16 protein-coding genes are annotated in these 23,911 nt (G+C 72.4%); 6 read left to right on the plus strand and 10 right to left on the minus strand.

Annotated elements, in window-relative coordinates:
* Nucleotides 1-481: 481 nt before the first annotated feature.
* Nucleotides 482-1,516 (plus strand): RNA polymerase sigma factor, encoded by a 1,035-nt coding sequence (locus tag ACTWQF_RS04225; RefSeq protein ID WP_443277147.1) that lies wholly within the window; start codon nucleotides 482-484, stop codon nucleotides 1,514-1,516.
* A gap of 75 nt (nucleotides 1,517-1,591) precedes the next feature.
* On the opposite strand, the gene sucD is transcribed toward ACTWQF_RS04225, so the two are convergent.
* From sucD to ACTWQF_RS04250, 5 genes are all read right to left on the minus strand, one after another.
* On the minus strand, nucleotides 1,592-2,476 hold the full coding sequence (sucD, locus tag ACTWQF_RS04230) for a succinate--CoA ligase subunit alpha (RefSeq protein ID WP_443277149.1): 885 nt from the start codon (nucleotides 2,474-2,476) through the stop codon (nucleotides 1,592-1,594).
* 35 nt (nucleotides 2,477-2,511) lie between these two features.
* Nucleotides 2,512-3,684: an ADP-forming succinate--CoA ligase subunit beta gene (gene sucC / locus ACTWQF_RS04235; protein ID WP_443277151.1), complete on the minus strand. Its 1,173-nt coding sequence runs from the start codon at nucleotides 3,682-3,684 to the stop codon at nucleotides 2,512-2,514.
* A gap of 332 nt (nucleotides 3,685-4,016) precedes the next feature.
* Nucleotides 4,017-5,243 carry a VWA domain-containing protein gene (locus tag ACTWQF_RS04240; RefSeq protein WP_443277153.1) on the minus strand — a complete coding sequence of 409 codons (1,227 nt, stop codon included), beginning with the start codon at nucleotides 5,241-5,243 and terminating at the stop codon, nucleotides 4,017-4,019.
* Nucleotides 5,240-7,795 (minus strand): DUF5682 family protein, encoded by a 2,556-nt coding sequence (locus ACTWQF_RS04245; protein WP_443277155.1) that lies wholly within the window; start codon nucleotides 7,793-7,795, stop codon nucleotides 5,240-5,242. The genes ACTWQF_RS04240 and ACTWQF_RS04245 overlap by 4 nt, the downstream gene beginning before the upstream one ends.
* Nucleotides 7,792-8,952, minus strand: a complete 1,161-nt coding sequence (locus tag ACTWQF_RS04250; protein WP_443277157.1) for an ATP-binding protein — start codon at nucleotides 8,950-8,952, stop codon at nucleotides 7,792-7,794. Before ACTWQF_RS04250 ends, ACTWQF_RS04245 begins: the two co-directional genes overlap by 4 nt.
* 187 nt (nucleotides 8,953-9,139) lie before the next feature.
* Between ACTWQF_RS04250 and ACTWQF_RS04255 the strand changes: the two genes are divergently transcribed.
* Entirely contained in the window at nucleotides 9,140-10,666 is a 1,527-nt protein-coding gene (locus ACTWQF_RS04255; protein WP_443277159.1) for an SWIM zinc finger family protein, read from the plus strand.
* Between the two features lie 221 nt (nucleotides 10,667-10,887).
* Nucleotides 10,888-12,567 (plus strand): DUF5691 domain-containing protein, encoded by a 1,680-nt coding sequence (locus ACTWQF_RS04260; protein ID WP_443277161.1) that lies wholly within the window; start codon nucleotides 10,888-10,890, stop codon nucleotides 12,565-12,567.
* A 119-nt stretch (nucleotides 12,568-12,686) separates the two neighbouring features.
* On the opposite strand, the gene ACTWQF_RS04265 is transcribed toward ACTWQF_RS04260, so the two are convergent.
* Entirely contained in the window at nucleotides 12,687-13,097 is a 411-nt protein-coding gene (locus ACTWQF_RS04265; RefSeq protein WP_443244165.1) for a cobalamin B12-binding domain-containing protein, read from the minus strand.
* 621 nt (nucleotides 13,098-13,718) lie between these two features.
* Between ACTWQF_RS04265 and ACTWQF_RS04270 the strand changes: the two genes are divergently transcribed.
* Nucleotides 13,719-15,599 (plus strand): M23 family metallopeptidase, encoded by a 1,881-nt coding sequence (locus ACTWQF_RS04270; RefSeq protein ID WP_443277162.1) that lies wholly within the window; start codon nucleotides 13,719-13,721, stop codon nucleotides 15,597-15,599.
* 104 nt (nucleotides 15,600-15,703) lie between these two features.
* Here ACTWQF_RS04270 and pcrA read toward each other — a convergent pair whose 3' ends face one another.
* Both pcrA and ACTWQF_RS04280 read right to left on the minus strand, forming a co-directional pair.
* On the minus strand, nucleotides 15,704-18,223 hold the full coding sequence (gene pcrA / locus ACTWQF_RS04275) for a DNA helicase PcrA (protein WP_443277164.1): 2,520 nt from the start codon (nucleotides 18,221-18,223) through the stop codon (nucleotides 15,704-15,706).
* A gap of 91 nt (nucleotides 18,224-18,314) precedes the next feature.
* Nucleotides 18,315-18,668: a hypothetical protein gene (locus ACTWQF_RS04280; protein ID WP_443277166.1), complete on the minus strand. Its 354-nt coding sequence runs from the start codon at nucleotides 18,666-18,668 to the stop codon at nucleotides 18,315-18,317.
* A gap of 1,208 nt (nucleotides 18,669-19,876) precedes the next feature.
* On the opposite strand from ACTWQF_RS04280, the gene ACTWQF_RS04285 reads away from it, so the two are divergent.
* Nucleotides 19,877-21,049, plus strand: a complete 1,173-nt coding sequence (locus ACTWQF_RS04285; RefSeq protein ID WP_443277565.1) for a hypothetical protein — start codon at nucleotides 19,877-19,879, stop codon at nucleotides 21,047-21,049.
* Between the two features lie 113 nt (nucleotides 21,050-21,162).
* Nucleotides 21,163-21,732 carry a DoxX family protein gene (locus ACTWQF_RS04290; RefSeq protein ID WP_443277168.1) on the plus strand — a complete coding sequence of 190 codons (570 nt, stop codon included), beginning with the start codon at nucleotides 21,163-21,165 and terminating at the stop codon, nucleotides 21,730-21,732.
* 15 nt (nucleotides 21,733-21,747) lie between these two features.
* Here the strand turns inward: ACTWQF_RS04290 and ACTWQF_RS04295 are convergent, their stop codons facing one another.
* Nucleotides 21,748-21,963 carry a hypothetical protein gene (locus ACTWQF_RS04295; protein WP_443277169.1) on the minus strand — a complete coding sequence of 72 codons (216 nt, stop codon included), beginning with the start codon at nucleotides 21,961-21,963 and terminating at the stop codon, nucleotides 21,748-21,750.
* Nucleotides 21,960-23,786 (minus strand): PspC domain-containing protein, encoded by a 1,827-nt coding sequence (locus ACTWQF_RS04300; RefSeq protein WP_443277171.1) that lies wholly within the window; start codon nucleotides 23,784-23,786, stop codon nucleotides 21,960-21,962. The genes ACTWQF_RS04295 and ACTWQF_RS04300 overlap by 4 nt, the downstream gene beginning before the upstream one ends.
* Nucleotides 23,787-23,911: the final 125 nt, after the last annotated feature.

Consider the following 23,911-nt stretch of genomic DNA (forward strand, 5'->3'; position numbering starts at 1 on the left):
AGCAGCACCACCCGCACCAGCGGAACCGGACACGCAGACGGCACCGACTGCGCAGATGGCACCGGACGAACAGGCAGCACCGGACGAAGAGGCAGCACCGAACGCGCCATCGGCATCAGACACACAGGTAGCAGCAGACACCCAAGCCTCTACGGACCCACAAAAGGCACCGAACGAACACGGGCCACCGGACACACAGGCCCCACCGGACGCACAGGAGGCAACACCCACCGCACCCCCAGCTCCCCTGGCGCGAGAAGCACCCCTGGCACCGAGAGAGACCGAGCCCGAGGTGTCGGACGAGTGGGGCGGTGACAGCCGGACGCCCCTCCCACCGACGCCGCGGAGCGAGCCGCGACCGGATGTCGTCTCGACTCCGCGGAGTGAGCCGCGACCGGATGCGGTCTCGCCGCCGCGGGTGTCGGCGCCGGCGCCGCGGAGCGAGCCGGAGCCACGGGTCGAGCCGGAGCCGCGGGTCGAGGTGGTGACGACGGTGCCCGGCCCGGTGGCGGAGTTCGTACGGTCGGCCAGGCAGCCCCAGGAGTTGCCGGACGATCCGGTTGGGGCGTTCGACGAGCTGTATCTGTGGCAGGCACGGGCGCTGACCCGGCAGGCGTTCCTGCTGTGCGGGCATCGCCGGGTAGCCGAACGGGCCGTGCGCTGGGCGTTCCACCAGGCGTGGCAGCACTGGCCGAAGGTGCTGGCAGCGGGCGATCCGACGCGCACGGTGCGGGCGAAGACGTACGACTACGCCCTCTCCCCCTGGCACCGGTTCCATCCGGGGCGCCGCACGCCCCGGGCGTATCCGGGACCCCCGGCGGACCGGGCGGTGCTGGCTGCGTTTCTGGGGCTGCCGCGCAGCTACCGTGCCGCGCTGCTGCTGCACTACGGGCTCGGACTGACGCTGCCCGAGACGGCTGCCGAGGTCGAGTGCAGCACGGAGGCGGCGGCCGGACGGGTCACGCACGGCCGGGCGGCGCTCGAAGGGGACTGGCCGCTGCTGGCACAGACGCCGCGGCGGCAGCGCGGCGCCGTTCTGGCGCGCACGCTGCGCGAGCTGGCCGCCGCGCAGCCGGTACGCCCTCTGCCGCCCCGGCTGGTACGGCACGACAGTCTCCGTACGACGCGGCTGTGGACCCGCGCCTCGATCGGTCTGACGGCGGCGGTGACGGCGGCGACGGCGTTCACCCTGCTGACGACGGAGACCGGTAGCGGCCCGGCGGAGAAGCCCGTCGTCCGTACACCGCCACGGACGTTCGCGCCGGTGACGCTCCCGGCCGGACCGGGCGCGGGCGCGGGCACGGGCCTGGGGGCGGAAGCGGGGGCGGGCACGGGCATCACTCGTACGAGTGATGTGCACAAGGCCGGACGCGCTCATCAGGGGCCGGCCGGCGGGGCCGGTCACGCCTACCTCCCGCAGCTCCGCTCCACCAACGAGCGCGTGCACCCGCATGAGGCCCGGCAGCAGGACGCCGACGGAGCCGGGAGCGCCGCCGTGCCGGAGCCGAACAGCTGACGGGCCCGCACCTTCCGAAGGTGCGGGCCCGTCGAGCAGTCGGTCGAGCGCCCAGCCGACCGATCAGTTGCGCAATCAGGCGCTGAGGCGCTCCCGCGCGAGCCGCGCGGTCTCGGACGGGGTCTTGCCGACCTTCACGCCCGCGGCCTCGAGGGCCTCCTGCTTCGCCTGCGCGGTGCCGGAGGAGCCGGAGACGATGGCGCCCGCGTGGCCCATGGTCTTGCCCTCCGGGGCGGTGAAGCCCGCGACGTAACCGACGACCGGCTTGGTCACGTTCTCCTTGATGAAGTCGGCCGCGCGCTCCTCCGCGTCACCGCCGATCTCACCGATCATGACGATCAGGTCGGTGTCCGGGTCGGCCTCGAACGCCTTGAGGGCGTCGATGTGGGTGGTGCCGATGACCGGGTCACCGCCGATGCCGACGCACGTCGAGAAGCCGATGTCCCGCAGCTCGTACATCATCTGGTACGTCAGCGTGCCCGACTTGGAGACCAGGCCGATGCGGCCGGGCTTGGTGATGTCGGCCGGGATGATGCCGGCGTTGGACTGGCCGGGGGTGATCAGACCCGGGCAGTTCGGGCCGACGATCCGTGTGTTGTTGCCCTTCTGGGTGGCGTAGTCCCAGAAGTAGGCGGTGTCGTGGACGGCGATGCCCTCGGTGATCACGACGGCGAGGCCGATGCCCGCGTCGATCGCCTCGATGACGGCGTCCTTGGTGAACTTCGGCGGGACGAAGATCACGGTGACGTCGGCGCCGGTGGCCTCCATGGCCTCCTTGACGCCGCCGAAGACGGGCACCTCGGTGCCGTCGAAGTCAACGGTCGTGCCCGCCTTGCGGGGGTTCACACCGCCGACGATGTTGGTGCCGGAGGCCAGCATCCGCTTGGTGTGCTTCTGGCCCTCCGAGCCGGTCATCCCCTGGACGATGACCTTGCTCTCCTTGGTGAGGAAGATAGCCATGGTGTGTCGGTGTCCTCGTTCGGTCTCGTCCGGGCTTACTTGGCGGCCAGCTCGGCGGCCTTGTCGGCCGCGCCGTCCATGGTGTCCACCTGCTGCACGAGCGGGTGCGCTGCGTCGGTCAGGATCTTGCGGCCCAGCTCGGCGTTGTTGCCGTCGAGGCGGACGACCAGCGGCTTGTTGACGTCCTCGCCCTTGGACTTGAGCAGCTCCAGCGCCTGCACGATGCCGTTGGCGACCGCGTCGCAGGCGGTGATGCCGCCGAAGACGTTCACGAAGACCGACTTGACGTCGGGGTCACCGAGGATGATCTCCAGGCCGTTGGCCATCACCTCGGCGGAGGCGCCGCCGCCGATGTCGAGGAAGTTGGCGGGCTTGACGTTGTTGTGCGCCTCGCCTGCGTACGCGACGACGTCGAGGGTGGACATGACCAGGCCCGCGCCGTTGCCGATGATGCCGACCTGGCCGTCCAGCTTCACGTAGTTGAGGTTCTTGGCCTTGGCCGCGGCCTCCAGCGGGTTGGCCGCCGCCTTGTCCTCCAGCGCCTCGTGCTCGGGCTGCCGGAAGTCGGCGTTGGCGTCCAGCGACACCTTGCCGTCCAGCGCGATGACCTTGCCGTCGGCGGTCTTGACCAGCGGGTTGACCTCGACGAGGAGGGCGTCCTCCTTGACGAACACATCCCACAGCTTGACCAGCACATTGCTGATCTGGTCGACCAGCTCGGCCGGGAACTTCGCGGCCTCGGCGATCTCGCGGGCCTTCGCCTCGGTCACACCCTCGATGGCGTCCACCGGGATCTTGGCCAGCGCCTCGGGCTTGGTGGCCGCGACCTCCTCGATCTCCACGCCGCCCTCGACGGAGGCCATGGCCAGGAAGGTGCGGTTGGTGCGGTCGAGGAGGAAGGAGACGTAGTACTCCTCCTGGATGTCCGCGGTCTGGGCGAGCATCACCTTGTGGACCGTGTGGCCCTTGATGTCCATGCCCAGGATCTGGCCGGCCTTCTCCACCGCGTCCGCCGGGTCGGAGGCCAGCTTGACGCCACCGGCCTTGCCGCGGCCGCCGGTCTTGACCTGCGCCTTGACGACCGCCCGGCCGCCGAGCCGCTCGGTCACCTCGCGCGCCGCCTCGGGCGTCTCGATGACTTCACCGGCCAGCACCGGTACGTCATGCTTGGCGAAGATGTCCCTCGCCTGGTACTCGAACAGGTCCACGCGCGTCCGTCCCCTTAATCAGTGGTCTCGCGGTCGTTGTCAGCGTGGGCGTGCCGCAGGGCCGCGGCGTCCACGGGTCGCGCGGCATGTCCGCCTTGCAGGTTAGCCCTGCGTGCGTGCGCTGCCTAAATCGCACCTCACACATAGGCGGTGACAACGGTCACAGCGCGAACGGCAAGCATGTGCGGGTCCCGGGGCCCCGGCGCCCTCCCTTGTGCTGGGGAGGGGCTGCCACTGCTCGGCGTCCGCAGACTGCGGGCACATCGTGGCCTCCCCGCGCCCCTTCGGGGCACGTCCCGGGCGGGCCACATCCTGCGCTTGCCGGGCACGGCTCAGTCCGGAATCGGCAGGGGGCGCTTTTCGATCGCCGCCGCCATCACCTCCGGGAAGTGGTCGGGAGTGCAGGCGAACGCGGGAGCACCCAGCGCCCCGAGGGCGGCTGCGTGGTCGCGGTCGTAGGAGGGCGCGCCCTCGTCGGACAGGGCGAGGAGGGTGACGAACTGAACACCGGCGGCCTTCATGGCGGCGACCCGCTTCAGCATCTCCTGCCGTATCCCGCCCTCGTACAGGTCGCTGATCAGTACGACGACCGTCTCGGCCGGGCGGCTGATCCGGGACTGGCAGTAGGCGAGCGCACGGTTGATGTCGGTGCCCCCGCCCAGCTGCGTACCGAAGAGCACGTCGACGGGGTCGTCCAGGTCGTCCGTCAGGTCCACCACGCTGGTGTCGAAGACGACGAGCCGGGTGTTCAGCGTCCGCATCGACGCCAGCACCGCGCCGAAGACGGAGGCGTAGACGACGGAGGACGCCATCGAGCCGGACTGGTCGATACAGAGGATGACGTCCTTCTTGACGGCCTGCGCCGCCCGCCCGTAGCCGATCAGCCGCTCGGGAACGATCGTGCCGTGCTCGGGCAGATAGTTCTTGAGGTTGGCGCGGATGGTGCGGTCCCAGTCGATGTCGCGGTGCCGAGGCCGGTTGACCTTCGCCGAGCGGTCGAGCGCGCCGGTGAGGGTCGAACGGGTCCGGGAGGCGAGCCGCTTCTCCAGCTCCGCGACGACCTTGCGCACCACAGCCCGTGCGGTCTCCCTGCTGGTCTCCGGCATCGCCTTGTTGAGCGACAGCAGCGTGCCGACCAGGTGCACGTCCGGCTCGACGGCCTCCAGCATCTCCGGCTCCAGCAGCAGCGCTGAGAGCCCGAGCCGGTCGATGGCGTCGCGCTGCATGACCTGCACCACGGAGCTGGGGAAGTAGGTACGGATGTCCCCCAGCCAGCGCGACACATGCGGGGCCGAGGCGCCGAGCCCGCCCGAGGCGCCGCCGCCGCTGCCGCCACCGCCCGGTCCGCTGCCTGGGCCACTGCCGCCCGGCCCGCCGCCTCCGCCGTAGACCGCTTCCAGGGTGCGGTCCATGCCGCTGTCGGTGGCGCCCAGCACGCAGCCGGTGCCGTCCGCCGCGCCGCCGCCCAGCACCAGCCGCCAGCGCCGCAACCGCTCGGCCTCCTCGGCGCCGGTGGCCTCGGCGCCGGTGGCCGCCGTATCTTCCGCCTGGACCGTCATATGCGTACCTCCTCCCTCTCGCCGCTCTCGTCTCTCGCTGCGCTGCTGTCTCCCTCGTGGGCACCGCCCAGCAGCAGCCGCACCGTCTCCAGCACGGCATCGGCCCGCGCCGCATCCAGTCCGGCCCCGAACCCGGGCAGCCCCTCCGCGGCCCCGTCCGCCCGCCGGCCACCGTCGCCCACCGGGCCGCGCCGTATCAGCTCACCGAGGGTGCGGCGCACTCCCGCCTCGTACTCCGCGAACGTCCGCCGCAGCAGCGGCAGCACATCCGTGAACGCGTCGCCGGGGACGCCCGTCAGCCAGCGGTCGACGAGCGCGAGCAGCCGTTCGTCGTGGACCAGCAGCATTCCGCCGCCCGAGAGAAAGCCCTCGACCCACGCCGCGGCCTCCGCGGGCGGCGTACCCGGGGACAGCGCCAGGCTCATCAGCCGCTCCGCCTCCTCGTCCGCCAACTGGCCGTCGTCCAGCAGCAGTCGGGCGCAGCGGCCACGCAGCAGACCGGGTATCCGCTCCCGCCCGGCGAGCGTGCGCAACACCCCCCGCCATCTGCCCAGCAGCCCCCCGCCGGTCCGGCCCTCCGTATCCGGGGACGGCTCGGTGCCGGTGGCGTCCGCCCCCTCGCGGGCGAGCAGGTTCACCGCCTGGTGCGCGGCGTCCAGGTGGCTGCGCATGTCGCGGGCGCCCTCATCGTCGAGCCCCGCGCAGGCGGGCGGGAGGCCGACGCAGACCCGCTCGGCCATACCTCCGGCGACCCTTTCCAGCGCGCCCGCGTCGGTGCCCCGCACATCGCCGTAGCGCAGCGTGCGCACCAGCGCGGGGAGCGCCTGCGCCAGGTGCCCGACATCCGACTCCAGTGCCGCCCGGTCGGCCAGCACCCGCATCACGACAGGCAGCGCGTCCGGCAGCTGGGACAGCAGACACAGCTCGGCCAGCGCCGTGACGTCGGCGAGCGTGCTGCCGCCCTCCTCCGTCGCCTGGGACCGCGCTTTGGCGGTGGCCGCCTCGTACACGGTCGTGCCCCAGATACCGGCCTCGGCCACCCGTACGGACAGCTCAGGCTCCCAGCGCAGCCGCCAGCTCTCGCGGAAGGTGCCGGTGCTGCCGCTCCGGGAGCGGGCGGGCTCGCCCCAGCCGATGCCGAGCAGCCGCAGCCGGTGCAGCAGGCGGCTGCGTTCCGCGTCGGTCTCCTTGCGCAGGTCCAGATCCAGCTCGCGTTCGGCAGCGGCCGGCTTCAGCCGCACGGCACGCTGCTGACGTGCCAGGTCGCGCTGGAGGGGGACGGCCGGAGCCCCCTCGGGCACCTCGCCCAGCACATCGCCGACCACGAGTTGGTCCCGGATCAGCTCCAACGGCACGTCCGAGCCCTCGCACAGCACGGCCCGTACGGCGTCGGTGGTCTCGGTCAGCCCGGCCAGCGGGCGGCCGCGCATCGCGGCCAGCGTCTCGGCCAGCCGCACGGCCTCGATGAGATGTGCGGACGAGACCGAGTGGTCCTGTTCCCGCAGCAGGCCCGCCACCTTGGTCATCCACCGCTCCACGGGCCGGTCCGGGGCGGAGAAGAGGTGGCCGTACCACCCGGGGGAGGCGATGCCGGCGCCGTATCCGGACTGGCGCGCAAGGCGCCGGTGCGTCCAGGGCACCCAGGTGATCTCGGCCTTCACCTTGGGCAGCCCTTTGAGCGCCTGCCGGTCGGCGGTGACCGTGGTGGCCTCGGTGAGCGCGGGCACGTGCCAGGCACCGCAGATCACGGCCGTCGCCGCGTCCCCGAACTCCTTGCGGGCCTCGCGCAGCCGCAGCCGCATATGGGCCTCCCGGACGAGGTCCCGCTCATGGCCGCCCTCCCCGTGCACAGCGCGCAGCTCGGCCATGGCCTCGCCGAGCGCGGCGAACGGCTCGTAGGGGTCGGCGGCCTGGGTGCCGCGCCCGCCGCCCCGGTGTTCGACCGCGTCCTCCCACCAGCGCTCCGGATCGTCGTAGCCGGCGGCCTCCGCGAGCGCCGCCAGCGGGTCCAGCCGTACGCCGTCCCCGCGCTCCGGCGCCGACGTGGTGCCGGTGTCGGTGCCGGTGTTGGCGCCATTGCCGGTGTCGGCGTCGGCTTCGGTGTCCCCGGCAGCACCACCCCCGTCGGTGCCGCCGGGGACGGTCTTTCCCCCCTCTCCCCCCGGCTTGTCCTCCCCGTCGCTCATCGCGAGCGTGTGCGCTGCGGGCAGGTCGATGAAGCGGACCGGGACGCCACGCCGTACCGCCCAGCGGATCGCCACCCACTCCGGCGAGAACTCCGCCAGCGGCCAGAACGCGGCCTTGCCCGGCTCGTTGACGGCGTGCGCCAGCAGCGCCACCGGCGGGACCATGCCCTCGTCCCCGGCCAGCTCGGCCACCGCGTCACCCTCGGGCGGGCCCTCGATCAGGACGACACGCGGCTCGTACGCCTCCAGCACGGCACCGACCGCGCGGGCCGAGCCGGGACCGTGATGCCGCACCCCAAGCAGCAACGGTCCTGCCGCGCCCTCTCGGGCGCCGGAGTCCCCCGAGCCCTCGTGAACTGCCGTCATGCGGACACCTCTCGGCAGGCGCGGTAGAAGTCCTTCCAGCCCTCGCGCTCGCGCACGACCGCCTCGAGGTACTCCTGCCACACCACCTGGTCCGAGGACGGGTCGCGGACGACGGCACCGAGGATTCCCGCGGCCACATCGCCCGCGCGCAGCACACCGTCCCCGAAGTGCGCCGCCAGCGCGAGGCCGCCGGTGACGACCGAGATGGCCTCGGCCGTCGAGAGCGTGCCGGAAGGCGACTTGAGCTTGGTGCGGCCGTCGTCGGTGACGCCATCGCGCAGCTCGCGGAAGACGGTGACGACCCTGCGGATCTCGTCGAACCCCTCGGGCGCGGGCGGCAGATCGAGGGAGCGGCCGAGCTGCCCGACCCGGCGTGCCACGATCTCCACCTCTGCCTCCGCCGTCTCGGGCAGCGGCAGCACCACGGTGTTGAAGCGGCGGCGCAGCGCGCTGGACAGCTCGTTGACCCCCCGGTCCCGGTCGTTGGCCGTCGCGATCAGGTTGAAGCCGCTGACCGCCTGCACTTCCTCGCCCAGTTCGGGGATCGGCAGGGTCTTCTCCGACAGCACGGTGATCAGCGTGTCCTGCACATCGGCGGGGATACGGGTCAGCTCCTCGACCCGGGCCGTCATCCCCTCGGCCATCGCGCGCATCACCGGGCTCGGCACCAGGGCCTCGCGGCTCGGGCCCTGGGCGAGCAGCTGTGCGTAGTTCCACCCGTAGCGGATCGCCTCCTCCGCCGTGCCGGCCGTGCCCTGGACCAGCAGCGTCGAGTCCCCGCTGACAGCCGCGGCCAGATGCTCCGACACCCAGGTCTTGGCCGTGCCGGGCACGCCGAGCAGCAGCAGCGCCCGGTCCGTGGCCAGCGTGCTGATCGCGACCTCCACGATGCGGCGCGGACCCACGTACTTGGGCGTGATCACCTGGCCACCCGGCAGCTCACCGCCGAGCAGATATGTCGCCACCGCCCACGGGGACAGCCGCCAGCGAGCGGGCCGCGGGCGGTCGTCCGCCTCGGCGAGGGCCGTCAGTTCGTCGGCGAAGGCGTCCTCGGCATGCGGGCGCAGCGCGGTGGCAGGAGCGGCCGCGGCGGCCGGGCCTGGCGCCGGCTCTGCTGCGGACTCGGCGGCCGGGTCTGCGACATGGCTCTCGGTCACAACTCCCCCTCAACGCAGGGCTCTCGTACGGAAAAAGACAAGGGGATGGCCAAGGAAGGAACCCCCGCGCCGCAGCGCCTCGGCCGATCCGACAACCACTCTGCACCCCGCCACTGACAATCGCTCTGACCTGCGGCGTCGGGCAGTCGGAGCCCGGTTGTCAGTGGCGCCGCCTACCGTTTTCGGCATGGGTGGACAGGCGGTCCGCTGGACGGCGGAGCAAGTAATGGCGCTGGCGCCTGACGATGCGTCACGTCGCGCGGGGAGCAAGCTGTCGGCGCCCGGCCCGTGGACGGAGGCCGGGTCGGGCGGCGGGGCGGTCTGGGGGCTGTGCAAGGGCAGCGGAAGCAAGCCGTATCAGACGGTGGTGGACCTGAACGGGGGCCAGAGTCCCGGGTACAAGTGCTCGTGCCCCAGCAGGAAGTTCCCGTGCAAGCACGCGGTCGGACTGCTGCTGCTCTGGGCGGGCGACGAGTCGGCCGTCAAGGAGGGGGGCGAAGCTCCGGAGTGGGCGAACGGCTGGCTGAGCGGCCGCAGACAGCGCGCGGAGAAGAAGACGGCGGCCAACGGCGGCAAGGCCACAGGCGGGACGAACAGTGCATCCGGTGCGGCGCAGGCCGCCGGGGAGGGGGTGACCGCTGGGGAAGCGGCGGGGGACGACGGGGACGCCCGCTCGCGGGCCGAGGCCGCGCGTCGGCGAGCCGAGCAGCGTGCCGCGCGCATCACCGCGGGCGCCGAGGAGTTGGAGCAGCGGCTGGCTGATCTGCTGCGCGGCGGCCTCGCAGGCGCGGAGCGGACGGGGTATGCGCCGTGGGAGGAGATGGCAGCTCGCATGGTCGACGCCCAGGCTCCCGGTCTGGCCACCCGGATACGTGAACTGGGGGCGATCCCCGGCTCCGGAGAGGGCTGGCCGGAACGGCTGCTGGCCGAGTGCGCGCTGCTCCACCTGCTGGCCCGTGGCTGGATGCGGGCCGACGAGCTGCCGGCTCCGCTCGCCGAAACCGTCAGGTCGCGGGTGGGCCTGACGGTGGAGGCGGCCGAACTGCTGGCCGACGAGCAGGCGTTGATACGCGACCAGTGGCTGGTACTGGCCCAGCGGGACACGGACGAGGGGCGCCTGACGGTACGCCGCGTCTGGCTGTACGGGCACGCCACCGGACGGCACGCGCTGCTGCTGTCCTACGGCGCGGGCGGGCGCGCTCCGGATCTGGCGCTGCCGGTGGGCGCGGCGCTGGACGCGGAGCTGGCCTACTACCCGGGAGCCGGTCCGCTGCGGGCCGCCCTCGGAGAGCGGCACGGGACGCCGCTGCCCGGCTTCCAGCCGCCGGGAGGGGGCATCCCGCAGGCTCTGGACGCCTATGCCCTGGCGCTCCGGAGCGACCCATGGCTGGAGGGCTGGCCGTGCGTGCTCCGGGATGTGATCCCCGTTCCGCCGCCCGATGCCGGCCCGGCGAACGGCGGCGCGGGGGCACAACGCGGCGGGGCAGGCCGCGCCGGGGACCGGGACGGGAGCGGAGGCGGCAGCGGCGGATGGCGCCTCGCGGCGGCCGACCAGGAGTCCGCCCTCCCGGTGGCGCCGGGCACCGGCACGGCAGCCCTGTGGAGGCTGCTGGCGATCTCCGCCGATGGCCCGGTCACGGTCTTCGGCGAGTGCGGCCACCGCGGCTTCGCCCCGCATACGGCGTGGAGCGGAGGCAAGGCCATCCCCTTGTGACGGCGGGGCGGCGCGGGAAGGGGGCGGAGCCGGGGCGCGAAGCCTGAGGGGGACGGAGCCGGGACCGACCGTGGGAGCAGGACCGAAGGCGAAACGGCGGGGCAACAGAAGGGGCGGACGTGACGGTTGAAACGGACGCGGGTCGGCGCACACCCGCAGGCGAGCCATCGGACGGCAGGGCAGGACCGGGAGCTGGACCGAGGGGAGGAGAGGGAACTGGAGTGGAGGGAGAACCGGAAGTAGGGCCAGCAGCAGGAGGCACCGGGGCCTGGGCGGAGTTGGTGGCTGCTGCCCTGCTGGGAGCCGAGCGGCGGCGCCCGCCGGGTGGGAGCGTGACGGCGCTGCTGGACGCGGCGGCCACCGAGACCGTCCGCCGTCGGGCCGGCGCGCGGGCCGTCGTACCCGGGCAGCGGCCCGAGTTGGCACCGGCGGACGAGCGTGAGCCGCTGCCAACCACGGCCGAGCGGCGGCTGGCGACGCTGCTCGCGGACCGGGCGCTGAGCGGGTCGAGCCCGGCGGGCGCGGCGGCCGGGCGGCGCGGTTCGGGCCCGGACCTGGGTGAGCTGCTCCCGCAGTGGCTCGCGGAGGCGAACGCGCAGGGCTACCGCGCGCCCGCCGCGCTGCTGCCCGCCCTGCTGGACGCGGCTCGCGCCCGCACCGATTTGCGGGCCGAGACGCTGGCGTTCGCCGGTCCGCGGGCACTGTGGCTGGCGCGGCAGAACGCCGACTGGAAGTTCGCGCTGCGCGACGGTGTCCGGCGCCAGGTGCCCGAGGGGCGCCCGGAAGAGGCCGAACGGCTCTGGCAGGAGGGGTTGTTCGCCGAGCGGGTGGCCCTGCTTGCGGCCCTGCGGCAGCGCGATCCAGAGGGGGCGCTGGCGCTGCTGGCCTCCACCTGGCAGACCGAGCGGGCCGAGGACAGGCTGATGTTCCTCGACTCGCTGCGCCAGGGCCTCGGCCCCGCCGACGAGCCGTTCCTGGAGCGTGCGCTGGCCGACCGCAGCCGCACCGTGCGGGCGACCGCCGCCGAGCTGCTGGCCGCACTTCCCGGCTCCGCGCTGGCCTCCAGGATGGCGGAGCGCGCCCGCAGCTGTGTGGCGCTCAACCGGATGGGCGGTGGGGGCGCCTCCCGGCCGAACGTCGGGGGAGGGATCGTGGTGGAGGCGCCGCACACCTGCGACGCCGACATGCAGCGCGACGGCGTCATACCCAAACCGCCCACGGGACGGGGGGAACGGGCCTGGTGGCTGGGCCAGTTGGTGGAGGCGGCACCGCTGGAGGTGTGGAGCGAGCAGCTGGGCGGGCTGTCGCCGGAACAGCTCGTGGCGCTGCCGGTCGCCGACGGCTGGCGGGACGATCTGCACGCGGCATGGTGCGGGGCGGCCGTACGGCAGCGGAACGTCGCATGGGCGCGCGCCCTCATCGGGGAGCCCACCGAGCCGTTCGCCGAAGGCCCGGGCGACCCGGCGAAGCTGCTGTCGGTGCTGCCCGAGGAGGAGCGCGGCGAGTGGGCCGCACGCTTCGTCGCCGCACACGGACTGTCGGAGGCGTTCCGCATCCTGGGGGTTTGCGGCGTGCCGTGGCCGCTGCCGCTGGGGCGGGCGGTGGTGGACGCGCTGGAGATCGCCCGGGACGCGGGCAGCTACCCGTGGAGCTTCAGCGGCGTGATGGGACTGGCCGAACGCTGTCTGGACCCGGCCGACGCGGAACGGCTCGCGCCGCTCGCCGCGGTCCCGGACGAGAAGGAGGGGGAGTCACCAGGCGCCGGGGCTTACTGGGCGGAGTCGTTCCAGCGACTGGTCGCCACTCTGCGGCTGCGCTCCGCGATGCTCACGGAGCTGCGGGAGGGCACGGAGCTGTGGGAGGGGAGGCAGGAGGGGAACCAAGGGGGAAGAGAGGGGTAACGAGGGCGGGGCACCGGGGGCGCCACCGCGCAATGAGGGCAGTCACGACGCGCAATGAGGGCAGTCACGAGTTGAGGCAACGCACGAGTTGGGGCAACCGCGCCGGTGGGGGCGACCGCTCAGGCTGCCACCGGGCCCACGTGGGTGCGGATCCAGTCGACGACCTCGCTGGTGCTGGCGCCCGGCGTGAAGATCTCGGCGACGCCCTGCTCCTTCAGTAGCGGGATGTCCGCCTCGGGGATGATGCCGCCGCCGAAAACCTTGATGTCAGTGGCGTCCCGCTCGCGCAGCAGCTCCAGCACGCGGGCGAAAAGCGTGTTGTGTGCGCCGGAGAGGATGGAGAGGCCGATGGCGTCGGCGTCTTCCTGAATGGCGGTGTCCACGACCTGTTCCGGGGTCTGGTGCAACCCGGTGTAGATGACCTCCATGCCGGCGTCGCGCAGGGCTCGGGCGATGACCTTGGCGCCCCGGTCGTGGCCGTCGAGGCCCGGCTTCGCTACCACCACGCGGATCGGACCGGACACATCCATCACTGCCTCCCTCTGAACGACCTCCCGGCCGGAACGGGCCACGGGGTGTGAACGCACGTTATCCCCAGCATCCCGCACCCGTCCGTTCCGCGCTCGCAAGCGAGGGGGAAATCACACGGAGCCGCGCCCAGAGCTCGTCCGAGGGGAACGCGCCCCGTAAGGGGCGCGGGGAACTGCGCGACCAGCCACAACGGACCCGCACCCCGCAACCGACGGACAGGACCATCCCTCACCGGAAAAAGGAGCCGCGGGGTCGACCGTCCAGGAGTCGGCCGTCCATATTTCGCCGACTTCACCGGTTTCCCGGAACCATTTATCTTTCGGTCGGAAACCGACCGGGTCGATCATTCCGTGTCCGGGGGGAGTTGGAACCCGGCGAGGGCCGGAGGCCGTGATCGTCACGCCGGCCACCGGGACGGCTGACGCACCGGACGCAGGGCTCACTCTTTCGAACGAATTTCGAACTCAACCTCTGCTACCGGTCCGTAGTCCGCCGAAAGGCGGCCGATTGCCCGTTTCCTGCGTCGCTAAAACCTCCCGAAGATTGTCGCCGTCGAGTACCGCCGGGTACAGTCACCGCACTGCTCCGCCCCTGTCGCCGAGGCGAAAGAGAAGTTGGTGGTGAACGACCGTCATCCGTCGGGAGTCCCGAGTCCCGACGACCCCGGTTCCGGCTTCTCGTACGGCACCTACGACGCGGACCATGGACCGTCGGCGTACGGCGCGTACAGCGAGAACGCCTACCAGGCCGGCTCGCACGACGGATACTCCACCGGCACCTACGACACCGCCGGCGCCTCCTACGCCGACGGCTCGTACACCTCGTACACCTCCTACGGTGACGACGACCCCCTCTTCGGCACCCTCCCCGGTGCCGCCGGGGCAGACACCGGCAGCTATACGACCGCGTCCTGGGACGCCAACCCCGCGTGGGACGCGGGAAGTTACGGCCCCGACGCCATGGCAGCGCCCGACGTTCCGGCGCAGGCAGGGCCCGAGCAGGCTCCCGGGGGCTACCCCGCAGCGGAGTTCGGCCACGGTCTGCCCACCGCGGATGACGGCACCGGCCAATGGACGTTCGGTGTGCAGGAGACCGGCGGCTGGGACACGACGGCCTGGGGCACCGGCGGCTGGGAGGCGGCCGGACCGGAAACCGGCGGCTGGGCGACAGGCAGCCAGAGTGCTGCGGCGTACGGCTACGAGGGCCACGAGGGCTACACCGGTTACGAGCACACCGGCTACGAAGAGCACGCCGCGTACGGCGACCAGCACGCCAGCCTCGGCAGTCACGAGAGCCACAGCGGCTATGCCGCCTACGAGAGTTACGAGGGCTACGACAGCTACAGCGGTCCCGGCGGGCAGCAGCCGAACGGGCCCGAGCAGCCCGGTTACGGTGAGCAGCCTGGCTACGGCGCCGAGCCCGGCTACGGCGCCGAGCCCGGCTACGGCGCGGAGGACGGCTACGCCACAGAGCCCGGTTACGGCGCGGAAGGTGCTTATGGCGCCGGGGCCGCACAGTTCGGGCTCGACCACGGCTACACCGCTCCCGACCAGGGCCAGGACGCCACCGCCCAGTGGGATTTCTCCGGAGTCGCACAGCACGAGCCCGAGCCGTCGTTCGACTACGAGCACCAGCACCAGCACGAGTTCGACGCCGCGGCGCCCGACTTCCCCGCATCCCCCGAGCCGGACGACGCGCGGGACGGTCACGAGGACGCTGCCGAACCCGCCGCACTCGGCAGTGTCGGCGGCCCGCACGGGCGCGGGCGCCGCCGCTCCCCCAAGCCCCGCCCGCGCCGCCGGGCACTGATGACCGTGGCGGTGCCGTCCGTCGCCGTCATGGGTGTCGCGGGCGCCGCGGCGGCGAGCGTGATGGGGGACGACGGCGACAAGGACAGCGCCACCGTCGCCGCCCCGGATGCCGCACCCGTGAAGCCGTCGAGCGCCAACAACAAGCTGGACAGCCAGCTCCAGGGCCTCTCCGCCGACGCCGACGACTTCGCCGACCGCGCCAGCCGCACCCAGGAGCGCATCGACCTCAAGCAGCGCCAGGAGGCGGAGAAGGAGCGGAAGGCGAAGGAGGCGGCGCGCAAGGAGGCCATGCGCCCCAAGTACGTGATCCCGGTCAAGAACCACACCCTCAGCGCGCGTTACGGCCAGGCAGGCGTCAACTGGATGTCGATCCACACCGGGATCGACTTCCCCGTCAGCTACGGCACCCCCGTCATGGCCGCCACCGACGGCACCGTCTCCACGAAGCACGATGTGTCGTACGGGAACATGGCCGTCGTGACGGCGAAGGACGGCACCGAGACCTGGTACTGCCATCTGAGCAGCAACAAGATCCGCTCCGGCCAGGTCAAGGCGGGCGACGTGATCGCCTACTCCGGCAACTCCGGCAACTCCACGGGCCCGCATCTGCACTTCGAGATCCATCCGGGCGGCGGCTCGGCGGTGGACCCGATCCCGTGGCTCCAGGGCAAGGGCCTCAACATCAGCTGAGGCCGACGCCCCCCATGGGGCCCCGAGGCGCTACGCCCGGACGTCATGCCCCGGGGGATATGCCCCGGGGCCGCCTCCTGTCGGGCCTCTGGGCTACTACGGCCTCACAGCTTCTCCACCGGCGCATAGCGCAGCAGCAGCCGCTTGGGCTTCTCGCCGCCGAAGTCGATCGTCGCCTCGGCGTTGTCGCCGCTGCCCTTCACCGACTGCACCGTGCCGAGCCCGAAGCTGTCGTGCGTGACGCGGTCGCCGACCTGGAGGGAGACCACCGGCCGGTCACCGGCACGCCGCGTCGCGAAGCCGGACGGCCCTCCACGCCGGGCCGAGGCGTTCGCGGAGGAGGAGAGGGACGCGCTGATCCCGGCGCCACCCCCGGCCGCGCCGCCCAGGGCACCGGCGCCGCTGCCCGTCCGCTTCCAGTCGAGGTACTCGGCGGGGATCTCCTCCAGGAAGCGGGAGGGCGGGTTGTAGGAGGGCTGGCCCCAGGCGCTGCGCATGGTGGCGCGGGTGAGATACAGCCGCTCCTGGGCGCGTGTGATGCCGACGTATGCCAGCCGGCGCTCCTCCTCCAGTTCCTTGGTCTGCCCCAGGGCGCGCATATGCGGGAAGACGCCGTCCTCCATGCCTGTCAGGAAGACCACGGGGAATTCGAGGCCCTTGGCGGTGTGCAGAGTCATGAGCGTGACGACGCCCTCGTCCTCGCCCTCCTCGGGAATCTGGTCGGAGTCGGCGACCAGGGCGACCTGCTCGAGGAAGTCGGCGAGCGTGCCGGGGGTCTCTTCCTCGCCGCGCTCCTGCTCGAACTCCAGGGCGACAGCGGCCAGTTCCTGCAGGTTCTCGATACGCGTCTCGTCCTGTGGGTCGGTGGACGCCTGGAGCTCGGCCAGATAGCCGGTCTGCTCCAGCACCGCCTCCAGCACCGTGGCCGGGCCGGCGCCGGACTCCACGATGGTGCGCAGCTCCTCCAGGAGCGCGTTGAACCGCTTGACGGCGTTGAGGGAGCGCGCGGCCATGCCGTACGCCTCGTCCACGCGCGCGAGCGCCTGCGGGAAGGTGATCTTCTCGCGCAGCGCCAGCGCCTCGATCATGGCCTCGGCGCGATCCCCGATGCCGCGCTTGGGGACGTTGAGGATACGGCGCAGCGGCACCGCGTCCTCCGGGTTGGCCAGCACCCGCAGATACGCCAGGATGTCGCGGACCTCCCGGCGCTCGTAGAAGCGCACTCCGCCGACGACCTTGTAGGGCAGGCCGACGCGGATGAAGACCTCTTCGAAGACACGGGACTGGGCGTTGGTGCGGTAGAAGACGGCGATGTCGCCGGGCCGGACCCTGCCCTCGCCTCCCTCGCCCTCTTGCTGCTCTCCGTCGCTGAGCCGGTCGATCTCGTCGGCGACGAACTGTGCCTCGTCGTGCTCGGTGTCGGCGACATAGCCGGTGATCCGGGGGCCAGAGCCCGCCTTGGTCCACAGGTTCTTGGGGCGGCGGTCGGCGTTGCGCTCGATGACGGCGTTGGCGGCGCTGAGGATCGTCTGCGTGGAGCGGTAGTTCTGCTCCAGCAGGATCGTGGTCGCGTTCGGGTAGTCCTCCTCGAACTGGAGGATGTTGCGGATGGTCGCGCCGCGGAAGGCGTAGATCGACTGGTCGGCGTCGCCGACGACGCACAGCTCGGCCTGCTCCTCGGCCGGGCCGACCAGCTCGCGCACCAGCTGGTACTGCGCATGGTTGGTGTCCTGGTACTCGTCGACGAGGACGTGCCGGAAGCGGCGGCGATAGTGCTCGGCCACGTCGGGGAACGCCTGGAGCAGATGGACCGTGGTCATGATCAGGTCGTCGAAGTCCAGCGCGTTGGCCTCGCGCAGCCGCGCCTGGTACATCGTGTACGCCTCAGCGAGGGTCTTCTCGAAGCCGTCACTGGCCTGCCCCGCGAAGTCCTCCTCGTCGATCAGCTCGTTCTTGAGGTTGGAGACCTTGGCGCTGAACGCCTTGGGCGGGAAGCGCTTGGGATCCAGATCCAGATCGCGGCAGACCAGAGCCATCAGCCGCTTGGAGTCCGCGGCGTCGTAGATCGAGAACGACGAGGTGAAGCCCAGCTTCTTGCTCTCGCGGCGCAGGATGCGCACGCACGCGCTGTGGAAGGTGGAGACCCACATCGACTGAGCCCGCGGGCCCACCAGCTCGGCGACGCGCTCCTTCATCTCGCCAGCCGCCTTGTTGGTGAAGGTGATGGCGAGGATCTGGCCCGGGTGCACACTGCGGGCGCCCAGCAGATAGGCGATGCGGTGGGTGAGCACCCGCGTCTTGCCGGAGCCCGCACCGGCGACGATGAGCAGCGGGGAGCCCGCATGCAGCACGGCATCACGCTGCTGCTCGTTCATCCCCTCCAGCAGCGCGGCAGGGTCGACGGCGGACCGGGGGGCGCCGTCACGGTGGTACGCGTCACGCCCGCCGGTGCCCGCGGCGGCGCCCGCTCCGCCCGCGAAGGTGCCCGCGAAGAGATCGTCCGGGATCTCCTCGGCGGGGCCCGGGTGCCCGGAGCCCTCGTGGTCGGGCGGCGGGGGCGCGTCCGCCTCGGGTGCCATACCGTCGAGGTCCGCCAGGAAGCTGTCGTCGAAGAGGCTGCTCATCGTCGTACGAGTCTAGGCCGCCGCACCGACACCCGGATTGCCCTGTGGAAAAACCGGCGCTTTCGCGACGGCTCGCCGGTGTCCGGACCGCTCAGACCCAGAGCACGGCGATGAAGATGTTCGCTGTCGTCAGCAGGCCGACGGTGCCGAAGAGGGGAGCGCTGAGCCGCTCCTCGTCCCGCTTCACATAGGTGATGCCGAGGATCACCACGAGCAGCGCCAGCTTGAGCCCGATCTTGACGTTGTTCACCGAGCTGTCGTCGGCCTGGTTGAGCCCGACCAGAGCCACGCCGGTGACCAGCATGGTCAGCGCACCGTGGAGCATGCTGGGGCTGATCCGGGCCTCGCCCTTGCCGATCGCCTTCATCTGCGTGAAGAAGCCGCCCAGGAGTGCGGCTATGCCGATGATGTGCAGGCCGACGAAGACATTGATGAGTACGTCCATGGGCGCGAGCGTATCCGGGCGTTTTCGGGGCCTTTACCACACCCCCGGCTTCTCCGTCGAGGCTCACGGGGCACCGGTCGGCGACTGCACAGGCGCCCCCTGCATTGCACCGCCAAGCGGACCGGCCTGAGCAGCTTTGCGGCGAAAAGGTTCACTTGCGGTCATCCCCGTGCCCGGCCGCCGCCGTTCCGCATAGCGTTCTGTCCAGGTGGCCGCGCCCTGCCGGTCGGCGCGGCCACCCCGACTGCGGGCCGGCCCGGGCCGGGGGTACCCGGCCCCTCCTGGGGGCACCGGTTGTCTCCGGGAAAGCGCAGCCCTGTGCCGGGTACGCAACGTCCGCCGGACACGCCCTGGGGCGCCGCCATGTCAACCAGGTGGCGTTCGCCGTTCACTCACAGGTGCAAGGCGAGGGAGGCGCAGACCCGCAGTGCTGGGGCCGCACAGAGGCGTCATCCTGCGCAGTCACGGCCTGTTACGGCCGGGGATCCGATGGACGCCGCGGGCTGGTCAAGGCGGCCGGAAGGCCGGTGCCGATCGACCACGAGAGCGCTGTCGCGACCCATGGGCAGCCGGGCGGCGATCTCGCCGGATGGCACAACTATCAACCTCTCTCCACCAGGATCACCCGGGACGGGTCAGGCCTGCTGAGCTGACACCGACTCACGTAAGGCACAATCCCCTTCCATCCCACGGAAGTTGAGAGGCGGGGTTGCGCAGTGGCCGTGGACACGGCTCAGGACGGCTCGAAGGGCCCGGGCGACGAGGACGGGCAGGGCAGCGGCGCGCAGGGCGCGAGCGGTGTCCCCAGCACGGGCCGGGCGGCCGGTACGGGCCCCGACGCGGGAAAGGGCGCCCCCACCGGGAAGAGCCCCACCACGGGGAAGGGGGCCGCCACCCGGCAGGGGCCCGCCGCGGAGCAGGGCCCCGCCACAGGGAAGGCCGCCGCCTCCGGCACGGGCACAGCCCCCGGCACAGGCACAGCCCGCGTACCCGGAGCCCCCTCCCCCAGGCGCGCCTCGCGGTACCCGGATCCGGCCACCACCCCCGCCACCTCCTCCGGCGCCACCTCTCCCTCCCGACCCAGCTCCCCCGCCCCGGCCGCGCCGAGCCGCCCCGCCGGCGAACCCCCTCCCACCAGCAGCGACACCAAGCCGCCGTGCCAGTGCGACAACTGTCCGCACAGCGCCCGCGAGGGCTACCGCAAGGCGCTGGCCGCCTTCGTACGGCGCCGGGACGAGCTGGCCGGGGGCGAGGGGGTCCCCGTGGGGCTGGCGCACTCGGCGGGTGCCTCCCGCCAGTGGGTCTCGGACGAGCTGACCGAGGCCGCGCGTGCTGTCGCCGACCGGAGCCGCGAGGAGGGCGAGGCGTGGGTGGTCCGGCTGTGGCGGCGCACCGTGTTCGGCGTATGGGCCGCTGTCGGCGTGCTGCTGCTGGTTGAGCTGCTGCTGGCACTCGCCGGTGGCTGGTCGGCAGGACGGACGGCCGGCCTGGTGGCGGCTTTCGTCTCGGCGGCGCTGCTGTCCGTCGCCGCCTGGCTGCACCGGGCGCGCGGCGGCGTTCTGGCACCCGTCATCGGCGAGGACAACCGGCTCTCCACCTCCCGCACGGTGGCTGCCGGCTGGGTGCTGCTGTCCGTGTTCTCCGTGCTGGTCCTGGCCGTCGAGCTGGCCGTGGCCTCCGGCTCCGACGAGCGCCGTGCGCTGCTGGCCGGCCTGGATCTGTCGCGGGGCGCGGGGGTGGTGACGGTGCTCGCGCTGACCTGCGCGGTTGCCGTCGTGGTGCGCCGTACGGTGGCCGTACGGGTGCAGGGCAGGCGGTTGCAGAAGGTACGGGCCGACCGGCCGCGCGCTGCCGATCTGCTCACGGACGACGCGGGCCGTGGCGCCTTCTCCGATGTGCAGTACGTCCTCATCAGCGCGGTCGCGGTGGTCTTCGCCACGGTCCGGCTGGCCCGCCAGCCCGATCAACTGCCCGACCTGCCCTGGGGACTGGCCCTGCTGGTCGTCGTCTCGGCTGCGACGTATCTGGCCGGGAAGTACGCCGAGGGCGGCCGCCCCGTCGTGCTCTCGGTCGTCCGGGCACGCGAGATGGGCGATCTGCACTCCCCCATCCGCACCGGCGACGACATCGAGATCCGCGGCGCGGGCTTCGTCCCTCCGGGCGCCACCGCTCCCGACCGGCTGGCCCGTATGGTCGTCCGGATCGGCGCCGTCCATGTGCACGCGCCCCTCATCCCCGTCCCCGGCGGCTTCAGCAGCCCCGCCGACACAGCACTGACGGTGCCGGTCCCGGTCGAGGTCGAACCGGGCCGGGTGGAGGTCCAAGTCGTCACGGCGGCAGGCGTGGAGACGAACCGTTATCCGATCGACGTGGTCGAATGACGGGTGGAACCGGCATCCCGGGCACGGCCGACGGGCACTTGCGAGCCGGGTAGGCACAGGGGGAAGAATCGCCTCCGCACACCGAACGCGTTTGCGGAAGGCGGGAGCGACGGATGTCTGTGACAGGGCCGGTGGGTGGCGGCACCAACGACAAGGCCAAGACCGTCAGCGCCTATCCGGGGCCGGTCGCCGGACCGCCCATCGGGATACGCGGTAACGCCGCGAAGTACGCGCTGCTCCCGCTACGCCTCTTCCTCGGCATCACTTTTCTCTACGCCGGGATCGACAAGCTGATCGACCCCGAGTTCCTCACCGGTGACGGACCCGATTCGCTCGCCGGGACGCTGTCGGCCGTGCACGACTCCGCGGCGGCCACGTGGCTGGTCGAACTGGCGCAACAGAGCCCGCGGGGTTTCGGTACTGCCATCGCCGCAGGGGAGATAGCCGTCGGGCTCGGCACGCTGTGCGGACTGTGGGCAAGGATGGCGGCGGCCGGCGGGGCGCTGCTCTCCCTCTCCCTGTGGCTGACGATGAGCTGGGCCAGCGATCCGTACTACTACGGCAACGACCTGCCCTACCTCATGGCGTGGCTGCCCCTGCTGATGGCAGGAGCGCCGATGTTCTCGCTGGATTCACTGCTGGCAGTACGCAAGCGGCGCAAGGGGCAGCAGATCTTCGGCTAGCTCGCTGACGGGCGCTCATTCGCGCAGCTCCCGCCGCCGGGAGACCGAGCGCCGGACCAGGAACGTCGCCAGCGCCGTGAGGCCCGCCAGCACCAGCGAGACCGGAACCACCACCAGCAGCACCCAGAACGGAACCTCCACCTCGCCTGCGGCGTCCAGCAGACAGACCACAGCGACCGCGCACATGGCGAGTCCGAGCAGCAGCCGGGAGGGTTCGAAGCGGTGCCTCATCGGGTCCCTCCCGTCGGGGACTCGCTCGGTGCCGTCGGCGAGGGCTCACTCGGTCTCGAGGGAGGCGCACTCGGTCCGTTCGTGGGGGGTGCACTCGGTCCGGTCGGGGGGTCCGACAGCGGCTGGTTGTCGGAACGCACGCCCGAAGGCAGCTCCCGGACGATCTCGGCGCGGCCCACGCCGACGCTCAGCTTCAGCACGATCGTGCCCTTCGCCTTCTTGCTGCCGAGCGGGTGCAGGGTCAACTTCCGCTCCGCCCCCAGGCCGCTCGCGTTGTCGGAGACGACCTCGCCGTTGCTGTCCAGGGCCCGGGGAAACTCGGCTTCCCCGACGTCGACGTCCGCACTCACCTCGACCACCGCGTCTTTCGGTACGACCACCTTCATCTCGCCCAGCCCGACCCGCGCCTCGGTCCGCAGCGTCTGGCCCGCCTTCAGGCCCGTACCGCGCAGGTCGAGTTCGCCGGAACCGGAGCCGAGTGCATAACGCGGCTTGACCTCCTTTGTCGCCGAGGGCACCCAGCGAGTCTCGCGGAAGTGCGTCGTGATGTCGTCCGGCAGCGCCGTCGCGGCTGCCAACAGTCCGGCCGTCAGGACGATGCAGACGATGGTGCCCGGTCCCGTGCGGCCGACGAACGCGCTGACGGCCAGCCCGAGACCGAAGACGCCCAGCGCGCAGCTCAGACCAATGGTGAGGGTGGTGGCGAGGGAATAGCCGTTCCAGGAGGCGGCCGTGGAGACACCGCCGGCCAGCAGGGCCAGCAGGAAGGTGAGTCCGCCCAGCGAGAACCCCGCGCCCTGGCGGGTCTCGGCAGGCGGCCCTGCACCGGGTGCTCCGGCGACGACGGGGACCCTGGGGGGCGCCCCTGGACGCTCGTGGGCGCTGGGCGGCGCTGCGTACTGCAGGGCGTCCTCGGGGCCCCACAGATAGCCGGTGGCCGCCCCGGCCCGACCCCAGGCGGGGCCGGATCCCTTGGTGGCCCCGGCCTCCTTGGTGAGGGGCTCCCGCCACCAGGAGGCGGGCACCGGGACGGGCGGTGCCTGCGCCTCAGGCGGCGCGTCGGCGACGGCGTGCGCCGTCGCCGGATCGATCTGTGCGCCCTCGGCCCCCGCTGCCTCGACCTGACGCCGGTGCTGCGACCAGTACGCTGCGCCCGCCACCACGCCGATCAGCAGCACCGAGAAGGGCACGCTGCGGTTGCCGAGCGAGGCGAGGAAGAGGCCGCAGCCGACGAGCGCCACCAGGATCGCCGACAGCGAGCTGCCCTCCACCCGGCCGGACAGCAGCCGCCGTCCCTCGTTCTGCGTCTCCCCCTCGGCGGGGATGAGCAGCCAGGCGAACCCGTAGAAGATGAGTCCGAGCCCCCCGAGGACGGACAGCACGACCAGCGGCACCCGGAAGAGCACCGGATCGAGGTCGAAGTACCGCCCCATGCCGCCGCATACGCCCCCCGCGACCTTGTGCGCACGGCTCCGCCGCAGCTTGCCGTGCCGGGGCTGAGGCACCGGATTGTGCGCCCCCCAGGAGCCGCCCCCGCCGGAACCCCCTGCCCCTCCCCCGGGCCGGGCGTCCCCGGGCCGGGCGCCCCCCGACCGGGAGTCGCCCGCACCGGCGTCGGCACCCCCGCCACGGGCAGCACCAGGCCCCCCGTCGCTCACCCCCGCGTCGGCAGCAGCACCGGCGGAACCGGGACCCGCATCGGCCGCGCCCGCGTCGGCCGCCCCCGTGTCGGCCGCGCCGGCACCCGCGTCGGGACCGGTCCTCCGCCGTGCCCGGCCGACGCCCTCGGCGGGTTCCGCCGTGTGCTGCTCCTCCTCGCTCATAGCCCCTATGGTCGCGCCCCGGGCACGCGGAGGCATCGGGGGCCTACCCCGAGCGATCCCTGAGATCGGCGGCAGGGCTTCAGGGCCGGTTCGGGGGTGGCTCAGGGCCGAACCCTGATGTCCGG

Origin of the sequence: Streptomyces sp. 8N114 (assembly GCF_052245835.1) — a bacterium.
Classification (GTDB): Bacteria; Actinomycetota; Actinomycetes; order Streptomycetales; family Streptomycetaceae; genus Streptomyces.

Coding starts and splice junctions, on each gene's coding strand:
- sucD (WP_443277149.1), bottom strand. CDS start 2,476: ATGGCTATCTTCCTCACCAAGGAGAGCAAGGTCATCGTCCAGGGGATG.
- ACTWQF_RS04240 (WP_443277153.1), bottom strand. CDS start 5,243: ATGACGGTCCAGGCGGAAGATACGGCGGCCACCGGCGCCGAGGCCACC.
- ACTWQF_RS04245 (WP_443277155.1), bottom strand. CDS start 7,795: ATGACGGCAGTTCACGAGGGCTCGGGGGACTCCGGCGCCCGAGAGGGC.
- ACTWQF_RS04255 (WP_443277159.1), top strand. CDS start 9,140: ATGGGTGGACAGGCGGTCCGCTGGACGGCGGAGCAAGTAATGGCGCTG.
- ACTWQF_RS04265 (WP_443244165.1), bottom strand. CDS start 13,097: ATGGATGTGTCCGGTCCGATCCGCGTGGTGGTAGCGAAGCCGGGCCTC.
- pcrA (WP_443277164.1), bottom strand. CDS start 18,223: ATGAGCAGCCTCTTCGACGACAGCTTCCTGGCGGACCTCGACGGTATG.
- ACTWQF_RS04280 (WP_443277166.1), bottom strand. CDS start 18,668: ATGGACGTACTCATCAATGTCTTCGTCGGCCTGCACATCATCGGCATA.
- ACTWQF_RS04290 (WP_443277168.1), top strand. CDS start 21,163: ATGTCTGTGACAGGGCCGGTGGGTGGCGGCACCAACGACAAGGCCAAG.
- ACTWQF_RS04295 (WP_443277169.1), bottom strand. CDS start 21,963: ATGAGGCACCGCTTCGAACCCTCCCGGCTGCTGCTCGGACTCGCCATG.
- ACTWQF_RS04300 (WP_443277171.1), bottom strand. CDS start 23,786: ATGAGCGAGGAGGAGCAGCACACGGCGGAACCCGCCGAGGGCGTCGGC.